This is a genomic window from Staphylococcus sp. NWU MK-U1 (assembly GCF_033283505.1).
GTDB classification, from domain to species: domain Bacteria; phylum Bacillota; class Bacilli; order Staphylococcales; family Staphylococcaceae; genus Staphylococcus; species Staphylococcus haemolyticus.
The window spans coordinates 1-14109 of sequence record NZ_JAVSMG010000006.1 but is presented as its reverse complement, the minus strand read 5'-3'; the positions used below and the strand labels follow the sequence as shown (position 1 = coordinate 14109).

At 34.9% G+C, this 14109-nt stretch carries 11 protein-coding genes; all 11 read left to right on the top strand.

The window, feature by feature from the left end; translation table 11 throughout:
* Window positions 1-104: 104 nt before the first annotated feature.
* The 11 genes from nirB (at window position 105) to SBL16_RS09040 (ending at window position 14022) form a co-directional block, all read left to right on the top strand.
* Entirely contained in the window at window positions 105-2516 is a 2412-nt protein-coding gene (gene nirB / locus SBL16_RS09090) for a nitrite reductase large subunit NirB (protein WP_107612272.1), read from the top strand.
* 3 nt (window positions 2517-2519) lie between these two features.
* Window positions 2520-2834: a nitrite reductase small subunit NirD gene (gene nirD, locus SBL16_RS09085; RefSeq protein WP_011274977.1), complete on the top strand. Its 315-nt coding sequence runs from the start codon at window positions 2520-2522 to the stop codon at window positions 2832-2834.
* The gene (cobA, locus tag SBL16_RS09080; protein WP_107612271.1) at window positions 2825-3769 is read left to right on the top strand and encodes a uroporphyrinogen-III C-methyltransferase; all 945 of its coding nucleotides are present in this window, start codon (window positions 2825-2827) and stop codon (window positions 3767-3769) included. Before nirD ends, cobA begins: the two co-directional genes overlap by 10 nt.
* Window positions 3770-3975: 206 nt before the next feature.
* Window positions 3976-7659, top strand: a complete 3684-nt coding sequence (locus SBL16_RS09075; protein WP_142813484.1) for a nitrate reductase subunit alpha — start codon at window positions 3976-3978, stop codon at window positions 7657-7659.
* Entirely contained in the window at window positions 7649-9202 is a 1554-nt protein-coding gene (gene narH / locus SBL16_RS09070; RefSeq protein ID WP_317953795.1) for a nitrate reductase subunit beta, read from the top strand. The genes SBL16_RS09075 and narH overlap by 11 nt, the downstream gene beginning before the upstream one ends.
* Window positions 9195-9770, top strand: a complete 576-nt coding sequence (gene narJ, locus SBL16_RS09065; RefSeq protein WP_011274981.1) for a nitrate reductase molybdenum cofactor assembly chaperone — start codon at window positions 9195-9197, stop codon at window positions 9768-9770. The genes narH and narJ overlap by 8 nt, the downstream gene beginning before the upstream one ends.
* The gene (gene narI / locus SBL16_RS09060) at window positions 9763-10446 is read left to right on the top strand and encodes a respiratory nitrate reductase subunit gamma (RefSeq protein ID WP_011274982.1); all 684 of its coding nucleotides are present in this window, start codon (window positions 9763-9765) and stop codon (window positions 10444-10446) included. Before narJ ends, narI begins: the two co-directional genes overlap by 8 nt.
* A gap of 20 nt (window positions 10447-10466) precedes the next feature.
* Window positions 10467-10916 carry a nitrate respiration regulation accessory nitrate sensor NreA gene (gene nreA, locus SBL16_RS09055; protein WP_107612268.1) on the top strand — a complete coding sequence of 150 codons (450 nt, stop codon included), beginning with the start codon at window positions 10467-10469 and terminating at the stop codon, window positions 10914-10916.
* Window positions 10917-10925: 9 nt separating this feature from the next.
* Window positions 10926-11960, top strand: a complete 1035-nt coding sequence (gene nreB, locus SBL16_RS09050; RefSeq protein ID WP_107612267.1) for a nitrate respiration regulation sensor histidine kinase NreB — start codon at window positions 10926-10928, stop codon at window positions 11958-11960.
* Window positions 11961-11981: 21 nt separating this feature from the next.
* Window positions 11982-12635: a nitrate respiration regulation response regulator NreC gene (nreC, locus tag SBL16_RS09045; RefSeq protein WP_053016568.1), complete on the top strand. Its 654-nt coding sequence runs from the start codon at window positions 11982-11984 to the stop codon at window positions 12633-12635.
* Between the two features lie 229 nt (window positions 12636-12864).
* Window positions 12865-14022 carry a nitrate/nitrite transporter gene (locus SBL16_RS09040; RefSeq protein WP_317953787.1) on the top strand — a complete coding sequence of 386 codons (1158 nt, stop codon included), beginning with the start codon at window positions 12865-12867 and terminating at the stop codon, window positions 14020-14022.
* The last annotated feature ends 87 nt before the right edge of the window (window positions 14023-14109 follow it).

The following is a 14109-nucleotide window of genomic DNA, read 5'->3' as shown; positions in this document are numbered from 1 at the left end:
AGAATAGCAGTGAAGAAACAAATGTTGAATATCAAACATTTAAAAAAAACAAAAATTGCAAATGGAAAATAAGTAAATTTTAAGTGATAAAAGGGGCATATTTTATGACTAAACAAAAATTAGTGATGATTGGAAACGGCATGGCGGGATTAAGAACGATAGAAGAAATTCTAGAGCGTTCAGATTCACAATTTGACATTACAATTATTGGGAAAGAACCTTATCCAAACTATAACAGAATAATGTTATCAAATATATTACAGAAGAAAATGACTGTAGAAGAAACAATAATGAATCCATATGAATGGTATGAAGAGAACAACATTCAGCTCATCGTCAACGACCCAGTAGAGACGGTTGATCGTTCAGCACAAACAGTAACAACATCAAAAGGTGTTGAAGTTAATTATGACATTTGTATATTTGCAACAGGATCTAGTGCTTTCGTATTACCGATACCTGGATCAGATTTACCAAGTGTTATAGGTTGGAGAACAATCGAAGATACTGAACGCATGATTGAAATCGCTAAAACGAAAAAGAAAGCTGTCGTTATTGGTGGCGGATTATTAGGACTTGAATGTGCACGTGGTTTAATGGATCAAGGTATGGAAGTAACTGTATTACACTTAGCAGAATGGCTTATGGAAATGCAGTTAGACCGTAAAGCTGGCGGCATGCTTAAAGCGGATTTAGAACGTCAAGGTATGAATATCGAGTTACAAGCGAACTCTAAAGAAATTATAGGTAAAGATGATGTAGAAGCGATTAAATTGGCTGATGGAAGAATAATCGAAACTGATTTAGTGGTCATGGCAGTCGGTATCCGTCCATTTACTCAAGTAGCACGTGATTCAGGTCTGGAAGTAAATAGAGGTATTGTTGTTAATGATTATTTACAAACATCAGACCCTAATATTTATGCTGTTGGCGAATGTTCAGAGCATGACGGCAAAGTATATGGCTTAGTCGCACCGCTCTATGAACAAGGTAAAGTGTTAGCTGACTACCTAACTGGAAAAGAAACAGAAGGGTACAAAGGTTCTACAACTTTCACTTCATTAAAAGTGTCTGGCTGTGATTTATATAGTGCGGGGCAAATTGTTGAAAATGAGAATGTCCATGGTATTGAAATTTTCAACAGTGTCGATAATATTTATAAAAAAGTCTATTTGAGTGATGGTCAAGTTGTCGGAGCAGTATTATATGGTGATACAGATGATGGCTCAAGATTCTATAATATGATGAAAAAACATGAATCACTAGAAGACTATACATTAGTATCATTATTGTACAAAGGTGGAGAAGAAGCGGTAACTTCTATCGCTGATATGCCAGACGATGAAACTATTTGTGGCTGTAACGGTGTAGATAAAGGTACGATTGTTAATGCGATTACGACTAAAGGATTAACATCAGTGGAAGAAGTAACGAAAGCAACTAAAGCGGGTAATTCATGTGGTAAATGTAAAGGGCAAATTGGCGAGTTATTACAATGCACATTAGGTGATGACTTTGTAGCAGCGAAACCTACCGGAATTTGTGCTTGTACTGATTTAACACGTGATCAAATTGTTACGCAAATAAGAGCTAAAGGTCTAAAAACATCTAAAGAAGTACGTCACGTACTAGACTTTAAAGATAAAAATGGTTGTCCAAAATGTCGTCCAGCAATAAACTACTATTTAAATATGGTATACCCACATGGCCATCAAGATGAAAAAGAATCACGCTTCGCAAACGAACGTTATCATGCAAATATTCAAAATGATGGTACATTCTCTGTTATTCCACAAATGCGTGGAGGCGTAACAGATGCTGACCAATTAATAAGATTAGGTGAAGTTGCAAAAAAATACAACGTTCCATTAGTTAAAGTAACAGGCTCTCAACGTGTAGGTTTATATGGATTGAAGAAAGAAGAATTACCTAAAGTATGGGAAGATTTAGGTATGCGTTCAGCTTCAGCATATGGTAAGAAAACACGTTCAGTTAAAAGTTGTGTAGGTAAAGAATTCTGTCGATTCGGTACTCAATACACTACACGCTTAGGTATTCGTTTAGAAAAAACATTCGAATACATTGACACACCACATAAATTTAAAATGGGTGTATCTGGTTGTCCACGTAGTTGCGTTGAATCAGGAGTTAAAGATTTCGGTGTTATCTCAGTAGAAAACGGTTATCAAATTTACATCGGTGGTAACGGAGGTACAGATGTTACAGTTGGTAAATTATTAACTACCGTTGAAACTGAAGATGAAGTTATTCAATTATGTGGTGCGTTAATGCAGTATTATCGTGAAACTGGCATATATGCAGAAAGAACTGCACCATGGTTAAATCGTTTAGGCTTTGAAAATGTTAAAGAAGTATTACTGGATCCTGAACGTCAAAAAGAGTTATTCGATAGAATTATGGATGCTAAAAAAGCGATTGATGGACATGGCGAACCTTGGGAAGCAATCGTTGAAGATAAAGAAGCTCGAAAAATCTTTGAAGTTGAGAGGGTGTAACATATGAAATCTATGGAAAAAGTTAAAGTAACGACATTAGAAGAATTAACACCATTGATTGGAAAAAAAGTGATTGTTGATGGTAAAGAAATTGGCATTTTCTTAACTGAAAGTGGAGACATTCATGCGATTAATAACATTTGTCCTCACAAACAAGGACCATTATCAGAAGGAACAGTAAGTGGCGACTACGTTTATTGCCCTTTACATGATCAAAAGGTTGATTTGAGAAGTGGCGAGGTACAAGAACCTGATACTGGATGTGTTGAAACATATCAAGTTGAAGTCATCGATGGAGACGTTTATGTATGTCTGTAGATGAAAAATCAAAGGTTTACTTGATAGGTGCTGGACCTGGTAATCCTAATCTATTAACGAAAAAAGCAGAACGATGTATTAAGAAAGCTGAAGTTATTCTATATGATCGTTTAGTAAACCCACTCATACTTCAATATGCACCCGCTGATGCGGAATTCATTGATGTAGGTAAAAAGCCTTACGCTAAACATATACAACAAGACGAAATTAATTTAAAAATCGTTGAAGCGGCTAAAAAGTATCAAACAGTCATTCGTCTCAAAGGTGGCGATCCAGCAATATTCGGTCGTGTTACTGAAGAAGTCAATACTTTAAAAGACTATGGTATCGAATATGAAATTGTTCCTGGTGTAACTTCGGCAAGTGCAGCTGTTGCAACAATGGATTTAGGATTAACAATGAGATCAGTAGCGCCTAGTGTGACCTTCTCAACAGGCCATTTCAAAGATTCAATCAATCAAGAAACAGATATACGTAATTTGATTAATGGTGGGACATTAGCCATCTATATGGGGATAAAGCGATTGGGCCGTATCATTGATCAAATCACAGCTTATACTTCAGAGGACTATTCGATAGCAATTGTGTTTAATGCTACGTGTCATAACCAACGCGTCATCGTTGGTAAATTAAGCACCATTGAGCATCAATTACAACAACATGAACTTGAAGGTGAACCAGGAATTTGTATTTTAGGCGCTATTGTTGACCATATTGATAATGATAAAGTGTTGAAACAAGAGCATGAAAGAAATTTAGATGATTCATTGTATGTTATAAAAGGTTCGAAAGAAGATGCTTTATTAAAAGCTGAAGAATTATCTGAAACAGGATATCGTTGTTTAGTGCACGTTGATGAAAGTTACCATCCATCACAACAACAATTATATACACAAATAATCAATAACAATAAAATTAAATATATTAATTTATAAGTCATCCTTGCAGGAGTGGTATAACGAATTCTTAGAACGTTATGTACCACTACCTGCTTTTTTGTTTTTTAGGGATTCCCCCATGCGAATTAGGACATTCCCTAATACCTAATGAATGTGAAAAATTGTACAATCATTATAAATTCAAAAGTAAAACGGCAAATCGGAATAAGTTAATACCTTTAACGGTAGGAGGATTCATATAGATGGGAAAATTTGGATTAAACTTTTTCAAACCAACTGAGACATTTAATGGTAACTGGTCAGTTCTTGAGAGCAAAAGTAGAGAATGGGAAAAAATGTACCGTGAAAGATGGAGTCACGATAAAGTAGTTAGAACAACACATGGTGTTAACTGTACAGGGTCATGTTCATGGAAAGTATTTGTTAAAAACGGCGTAATCACTTGGGAAAATCAACAAATCGATTATCCAAGTTGTGGGCCTGATATGCCAGAATTTGAACCTCGTGGATGTCCACGTGGTGCGTCATTCTCTTGGTATGAATATAGTCCACTGTGTGTGAAATATCCATACATTAGAGGTAAATTATTAGATTTATGGAATACTGCTTTAGAAGAAAATAATGGAAATCGTATAGCAGCGTGGGCATCTATTGTTGAAGACGAAGAGAAAGCAAAAGCATATAAACAAGCACGTGGTAAAGGTGGACATGTTCGAGCTAACTGGAAAGATGTAACAGATATTATTGCTGCACAAATTCTTTATACAATTAAAAAGGATGGTCCAGATAGAATCGCAGGATTCACACCAATTCCTGCCATGTCAATGATAAGTTATGCTGCAGGGGCAAGATTTATCAACTTACTCGGTGGAGAAATGTTAAGTTTTTATGATTGGTATGCTGATTTACCGCCTGCGTCACCACAAATTTGGGGTGAACAAACTGACGTACCTGAATCAAGTGATTGGTACAATGCTTCATATATTATTATGTGGGGTTCAAACGTACCACTTACACGAACACCTGATGCTCATTTTATGACTGAAGTGAGATATAAAGGGACTAAAGTTGTTTCAGTAGCACCTGACTATGCAGAAAATGTTAAATTCGCGGATAACTGGTTAGCGCCTAATCCTGGTACTGATGCAGCAGTAGCACAAGCAATGACACATGTTATTTTACAAGAATACTATCAAGATAAGCCTAGTGAAATGTTCATTAACTATTCAAAACAATATTCAGATATGCCTTTCGTGATTATGTTAGACGAAGATGACAATGGCTATAAAGCAGGACGATTCTTACGTGCAAGTGATTTAGGTATGGAAAGTGAAAATAGCGAATGGAAACCAGTCATTCACGATATGAATAGTAATCAGTTTGTAGTACCTAATGGCACAATGGGTCAACGCTGGGAAGAAGGCAAGAAGTGGAACTTAAAATTAGAAAATGAAGATGGTTCTAAGATTGATCCAGCGATGTCAATGGCAGACGACACATACGAACTAAAAACAATTCAATTCCCTTACTTTGATAGTCAAGGTGACGGTATTTTTGAAAGACCAATAGCAACTAGAAAAGTAACATTAGCTGATGGAAAAGAAGTGTATGTAGCGACAGTATATGACTTAATGACAAGTCAATATGGCATTAAACGATTTAATCATGAATTAGAAGCAACTTCATACGACGATGCTGAATCAAAATATACACCTGCATGGCAACAACGAGTAACTGGTATTAAACCAGAATTAGTAACACAAGTAGCTAGAGAATTTGCGCAAAATGCAATCGATACAAAAGGACGCTCAATGATAATCATGGGTGCTGGTATTAACCACTGGTTCAATTCAGATACGATTTATCGAGCGATTTTAAATCTTGTTCTTTTATGTGGCTGTCAAGGTGTTAACGGTGGTGGATGGGCACACTACGTTGGACAAGAAAAATGTCGCCCAATTGAAGGTTGGAATACAGTAGCCTTTGCGAAAGACTGGCAAGGACCACCACGTCTGCAAAATGGTACAAGTTGGTTCTATTTTGCGACTGATCAATGGAAATATGAGGAATCTAATGTTGATAAATTAAAATCTCCATTAGCTAATAATATTAAACATCAACACCCAGCTGACTATAACGTCACAGCTGCTAGATTAGGTTGGTTGCCGTCATACCCTCAATTCAATAAGAATAGTTTGTTATTCGGAGAAGAGGCAAAAGATGCCGGCGATGACTCTAATGAAGCGATATTAAATAGAGCAATCGAATCAGTTAAAAATAGAGAAACTCAATTTGCGATAGAAGATCCAGATTTAAGAAAGAACCATCCGAAAACATTATTCGTATGGCGTTCAAATTTAATTTCAAGTTCTGCCAAAGGACAAGAGTACTTTATGAAACATTTATTAGGTACACGTTCAGGACTAATGGCTGAACCTAACGAAGAAGACAAACCAGAAGAAATTCAATGGCGTGAAGATACAGAAGGTAAATTAGACTTACTAGTGTCACTAGATTTCAGAATGACTGCGACACCATTGTACTCAGATATCGTATTACCAGCTGCAACATGGTATGAAAAACACGATTTGTCATCAACAGATATGCATCCATTCATTCATCCATTTAATCCAGCGATTGATCCATTATGGGAATCACGTTCAGACTGGGATATTTATAAAACATTAAGTAAAGCTGTTTCAGAAATGGCGAAAGATTACTTGCCAGGAACATTTAAAGATGTTGTAACGACACCACTTGGCCATGATTCTAAACAGGAATTAGGCTCAGAATACGGTATTGTTAAAGATTGGTCTAAAGGAGAAGTTGAAGCCATTCCAGGTAAAACAATGCCAAACTTCGCAGTCGTAGATAGAGATTACACTAAAATTTACGATAAATATGTGACTTTAGGTCCATTACTTGAAAAAGGAAAAGTTGGTGCACATGGCGTAAGCTTCAGCGTGAAAGATGAATATGAAGAACTTAAAAGTATGATAGGTACTTGGAATGATGAGGACCCTGAATCAGTCAGAAATAATCGTCCACGTATCGATACTGCTAGAAAAGTAGCAGATGCAATCTTAAATATATCATCAGCTACTAACGGCAAATTATCACAAAAATCATACGAAGATTTAGAAAATCAAACAGGAATGGAATTAAAAGACATTTCAAAAGAACGTGCATCTGAAAAGATTTCATTTTTAAACATTACATCACAACCACGCGAAGTTATACCAACAGCTGTGTTCCCTGGTTCAAACAAAAATGGACGTAGATATTCTCCATTTACAACTAATATAGAACGACTCGTACCATTTAGAACATTAACAGGTAGACAAAGTTATTACATCGATCATGAAATATTCCAACAATTTGGCGAAAGTTTACCAGTATACAAACCAACATTACCACCAATGGTATTTGGTACTAGAGATAAACAAGTTAAAGGTGGACAGGATGCATTAGTATTACGTTATTTAACACCTCATGGTAAATGGAATATACACTCAACATATCAAGATAATGAACGTATGTTGACATTATTTAGAGGTGGTCCAGTCGTTTGGTTATCTAATGAGGATGCTGAAGAGCACGGCATTAATGATAACGATTGGTTAGAAGTTTATAACAGAAATGGTGTGGTAACTGCAAGAGCAGTCACATCACACCGTATGCCAAGAGGAACAATGTTTATGTATCATGCACAAGATAAACACATTGAAACACCAGGATCAGAAATTACAGATACTCGTGGCGGTTCACACAATGCACCAACAAGAATTCATTTGAAACCTACACAGCTTGTAGGTGGTTACGCACAAATTAGTTATCACTTTAACTATTATGGACCAATAGGAAATCAACGTGACGTATATGTAGCAGTGAGAAAGATGAAGGAGGTAAATTGGCTTGAAGATTAAAGCGCAAATTGCAATGGTGTTAAATTTAGATAAATGCATAGGTTGCCACACTTGCAGCGTAACATGTAAGAACACTTGGACTAACCGTCCAGGTGCAAAATACATGTGGTTCAACAACGTAGAAACTAAACCAGGTGTAGGATATCCGAAACGATGGGAAGACCAAGAACATTATAAAGGTGGATGGGTCTTAAATAAAAAAGGAAAATTAGAACTTAAATCTGGTAGTCGTTGGACAAAAATGGCGTTAGGTAAAATCTTTTACAACCCAGATATGCCTCTTATTAAAGATTATTATGAACCATGGACATACAATTACGAACATTTAACTACTGCTAAAGAAGGTAAGCATTCTCCTGTTGCTAAAGCGCACTCACTTATCTCAGGTGAGAAACTTAATCTTGAGTGGGGGCCTAACTGGGAAGATGACTTAGCCGGTGCACATATTACTGGTCCAGAAGATCCAAATATTCAAAAAATTGAAGAAGACATTAAATTCCAATTTGATGAAACATTTATGATGTATTTACCTCGTCTTTGTGAACATTGTTTAAATCCTAGTTGTGTAGCTTCATGTCCATCTGGCGCAATGTATAAACGTGATGAAGATGGTATTGTTTTAGTTGACCAAGATGCATGTCGTGGTTGGCGCTACTGTATGACTGGTTGCCCTTATAAAAAAGTTTACTTCAACTGGAAAACAAACAAAGCTGAGAAATGTACATTCTGTTTCCCAAGAATTGAAGCTGGATTACCAACTGTTTGTTCTGAAACATGTACAGGTAGAATGAGATATTTAGGTGTATTATTATATGATGCCGATAGAGTTCATGAAGCAGCTTCAGCTGAAAATGAAAAAGATTTATATGAAAAACAATTAGATATTTTCTTAAATCCATTTGATGAAGAAGTGATTGAACAAGCTGAAAAAGATGGCATTAGCTATGAATGGATTGAAGCAGCTCAAAATTCACCAGTGTATAAACTGGCAATTGAATATAAATTAGCATTTCCTTTACATCCAGAATTTAGAACAATGCCTATGGTTTGGTACTGCCCACCATTAAGTCTTATTATGAGTTATTTTGAAGGTAAAAATGCAGGACAAAACCCAGATATGATTTTCCCAGCTATTGAAGAAATGCGTTTACCAATAGAATACTTAGCTAATTTATTTACTGCCGGAGATGTCCAACCTGTTAAAGAATCTTTACAAAAAATGGCTATGATGAGAAGTTACATGCGCTCACAAGTTACTGGTAAAGAGTTTGATACTTCTAAATTAGAAAGACTTGGATTATCAGAAATTCAAACTAAAGATATGTATCGTTTATTAGGTTTAGCAAAATATGAAGATCGCTTTGTTGTACCAACATCTCATAAAGAAACATATTTAGATACGTACCATGCGCAAGGTAGCCAAGGGTATGGTGGCGAATACTTCGGAGACAATTGTGAAGGCTGTGGTGTTCCAGTAGGTTCAGGAAAAACAGGACAAGAAATTTATAATGAGAATTTCTATGGAGGGATTTTCCGTGATTAATTTACAACAATTTCATTATTATCAAGAAAGTTTTGGTTATATCGCTCAGCAGCTTAATTTCCCAGAGAAATTAACGTTTCATCCAAAAACATTTGAAGAAACGATTGAACCCTCTCATCCTGGTTATGATGATTTAGTAAAATACAGAGAGATTATGCATCAATTCACATTGTCAGAAATTAAAGCAATATATACAGATACCTTTGATTTTAATAAGAAATCACCGCTTTATATGACTTACAACAAATTTGATACTCAAAAAGAAAGAGGCCAAATGTTGGCTAAACTTAAAGTGTTATATGAAATGTTTGGGTTGAAAATGGTAGATAACGAGTTATCAGATTATCTACCATTGATGCTCCAATTCTTACACGTAGCATCATGGCAAAATGATCCACGAGCAGAAGGTAATATTGAACTAGTTATTATGATTATTGAAGACGGTACGTATGAAATGGCAAATCATTTAGCTCAAGATAACAATCCTTATGCTTATGTGATACGTGCTTTAAGAAATACATTAAAAGCTTGTCTAGAAATTCCAAATGAGGTGACATCTCATGCTTAATCAATTTTTATGGATTATATTTCCATATTTATGTGTAGCCATTTTCATTGTTGGACACATCGCTCGTTATAAATATGATCAATTCTCATGGACTGCTAAATCGAGTGAATTTTTAGAGAAAAAACAATTAAAATGGGGTAGCTTATTATTCCATTTGGGCATCATCCCGGTGTTTTTTGGTCACGTCGTAGGTCTCGCTATACCAGCTAAATGGATTGATGGATTAGGTGTAAGCGAGGAAATGTATCATTTTGGTGCTGTATACATCGGTAGTATCTTTGGTATAATGACGTTTATTGGTATGTTACTATTAACAGCACGACGAATTACTATTAAAAATGTTAGAAAGCTAAGTTCAGCTTCTGATATATTTGTAAATTTCTTATTAATATTAATTATTTTCATGGGTTGTTATTCAACATTAGTTACGAATGCAATGGTAAGTGATTTTGATTATCGTCAAACGATATCTATATGGTTTAGACACTTATTTACATTTTCACCAGATGCGAGTCTGATGACGAGTGTTCCTTTATCTTTTAAAATTCACATCTTACTTGGGTTTACAATTTTAGCTTGTTGGCCATTCACTCGCTTAGTTCATGTTTGGAGTGTACCGCTATCGTATACTAATCGTAGATATATTGTTTATCGTAAACATAAAACACGTTCATGAGTATGAGAGGAGATTCAAATGTGATTACGAATCCAGTATTTGAAGAACAGGATTTCCAACAACAATTGAATAATCTAAGGGTCAGTGAAGGGTATGATTTCGCAGGGGTTGCACTTTACGAGCATCATATGACTTCAGCACCGATTAAATGGCATTATGTCTCAGGTAACCTGAATGATCGCTATAAAATGATTATCTTGCGTAAAGGGCGAGGTTTAGCCGGTATGGTTATGAAGACTGGAAAACGCATGATCATTGCCGACGTAGTAGCAAGTTTAACACCAGAAGACAAGATTAAATATCCAATCTTAATTGCCGAAAATCTAACTGCAATGGTATCTATCCCATTGTGTTACAATAATCAGGTGTATGGTGTGTTACTCTTAGGTCAGAGAGATGGCAAGCCTCTTCCTGATTATGAAACTTTGGATATTAGTGGCAAACTTTGGACATTTTCAGAAGAAATGTAGGTGTTTAAAATGTTGGATGTTGATAATCTTGATTTAGAGAACTTACTAAAAAAATATTACGAAAAGACGAGTGAAAAAATCGTATTTGTAAATAATGATGGTAAAGTTATCGCGATGAATGACGCAGCACAAGAGATTATTTCAAAGGATAACAACTATAGTGCGATGACCAATGCGATATGTAATCGTTGTGAAGGTTACTCTAACGAATTTGCATTACAAAGTTGCATTAACTGTTATCTTGATACGACAAAGCCTAATGATATGAACTTCAAAGTATTCATGAAGACGGTAGATAATAAAATTCAACCATTTACTGCTTCGTATCAATGTATTGATGATGAGGCACAAATCTACGCTTTTACATTACAAGATATATCTCCACAAATAGAGCGACAAGAAAAGATGTATCAACGTCAGATGTTACGTAAAACTATAGCTGCACAAGAAAATGAAAGAAAACGTATATCTAGAGAATTACATGACAGTGTTGTTCAAGAGATGTTAAATGTAGATGTTGAATTGAGATTATTGAAATATCAACAAGATATGGCTCAACTCATAGAGAAATCTGAACATATCGAAATGTTAATGTCTAATTTAATCAATGATATTCGCAATCTATCAGTAGAATTAAGACCTTCATCACTTGATGATTTAGGATTAGAAGCGGCTTTTAAATCCTATTTCAAACAATTAGAGCATAATTATGGATTAAATGTTGTCTATCAATCAAATATTCAAAATATACGTTTCGATAGTGAAATTGAAACGGTTGTTTATCGCGTTGTTCAAGAAGCGATATTTAATGCATTAAAGTATGCAGGTGTTTATGAAGTGGAAGTGACGATTCAACAAACGGAAGCAGGCCTTATCGCTGAAATTATTGATCGAGGTAAAGGCTTTGATCCTAATTTAAAACCTCAAGGCACGGGATTAGGACTATATGGTATGAATGAAAGAGCAGAACTTGTTAAAGGTACAGTGAATATTGAAACACATATTGGTAAAGGTACAATTATTACATTAGATGTGCCAGTCTAAAATATGTTAGGGGAATATAAAGTGAAAATTGTAATTGCAGACGATCATGCAGTCGTTAGAACAGGATTTTCAATGATATTAAACTTTCAAGAGGATATGGAAGTGGTTGCAACTGCTGCTGATGGGGGAGAAGCTTATCAAAAGGTGATGGAGCATAAGCCAGACGTCTTAATTATGGATTTAAGTATGCCGCCTGGTGAATCAGGCTTAATTGCAACTAGTAAAATATCAGAGAGTTTTCCAGAAACTAAAATATTAATACTTACGATGTATGATGATGAAGAATATCTATTCCACGTTCTTCGTAATGGTGCTAAAGGATATATATTAAAGAATGCACCTGATGAACAATTATTACTAGCAGTGCGAACAGTTTATAAGGGCGAAACATATGTAGATATGAAATTAACAACGTCATTAGTGAATGAATTTGTAAATCATAAACATTCAGATGAAGTATCTACTAACGATCCATTTAAAATATTGTCTAAGCGCGAACTAGAAATATTACCTTTAATTGCAAAGGGGTATGGCAATAAAGATATTGCTGAAAAGTTATTCGTGTCGGTCAAAACGGTCGAAGCGCATAAAACACATATAATGACTAAACTCGATTTAAAATCTAAACCTGAGTTAGTTGAATATGCATTAAAAAAGAAATTATTAGATTTTTAAATGATGAAAATGATACTGAGACAATTCAGCAATGTCTCAGTTTTTTTGTGCATTTAAAAATGAAAATATAGGGGGATTCCCAGTCAGTATAAGGGAATGTCCTTATGTTCATTTTTTCACAATTACACTAAAATTTAATTGTAATCAGTAATGTGATTGTATTATAAATTTTTGACCTCTTTTATATAACAATTACTGATATAGAAAATTAAATGATGAAGGTGAAAAAATGTATAAGACAAAAGGTGGCTTTCAACTTACATTACAAACGTTAATTCTTGTAGTAGGTTTCATGGCATGGAGTATTATTTCTCCGTTAATGCCATATATCTCTCAAGATATTAAAGTTAATCCTAGGCAGTTGTCAATTATACTGGCAATTCCAGTAATATTAGGTTCAATCTTACGTGTACCATTTGGTTACTTAACGAATGTTATTGGTGCGAAATGGGTATTCTTTTGTAGTTTTGTCGTATTATTATTTCCTATCTTCTTTTTAGGACAAGCGCAAACGCCAGGAATGTTAATGTTATCAGGATTCTTTTTAGGTGTTGGAGGTGCGATATTCTCTGTAGGTGTTACATCGGTACCTAAATATTTTTCAAAAGATAAAGTAGGGCTTGCGAATGGAATTTACGGTATGGGTAACATTGGTACGGCAGTATCATCATTCTTAGCACCACCAATTGCAGGTATTATAGGTTGGCAAACAACAGTAAGAAGTTACTTAATTATTATTGCTATTTTTGCAATTTTAATGTTTATTTTTGGCGATAAAAATGAACCGAAAGTGAAAGTTCCTTTAGCATCTCAGTTTAAAAAATTATCATCGAATTATAAGCTATATTACTTAAGTCTTTGGTATTTTATTACGTTTGGTGCATTTGTTGCATTTGGATTATTCTTACCTAACTACTTAGTAAATAACTTTGGAATTGATAAAGTTGATGCAGGTATTCGTTCAGGTGTATTCATTGCTTTAGCAACTTTCTTAAGACCTATTGGCGGTATACTTGGAGATAAATTTAATGCTGTGAAAGTACTAATGATCGATTTTATTATGATGATTATAGGTGCTGTTATTTTAGGAATTTCAAGTCATATTGCTTTATTTACTATCGGTTGTTTAACTATCAGTATCTGTGCTGGTTTAGGTAATGGTTTAATATTTAAACTTGTACCTTCTTACTTCGCAAAAGAATCTGGTGCAGCTAATGGTATTGTTTCTATGATGGGTGGTTTAGGAGGATTCTTCCCACCTTTAGTAATTACTTATGTAACAGGTCTAACAGGTTCAAGTCATTTAGCATTTATTCTTTTAGCAATATTTGGTATCTTAGCATTTATTACTATGGGACACTTATATAAAAAAGAATATGCAAAATAATTTTATACATTAAAAAGAGCCTGGGACATAAATAATATGATGATGCTATTTTGCAAATTCGCAGTAGCTGACTGAACTGAAAATGCG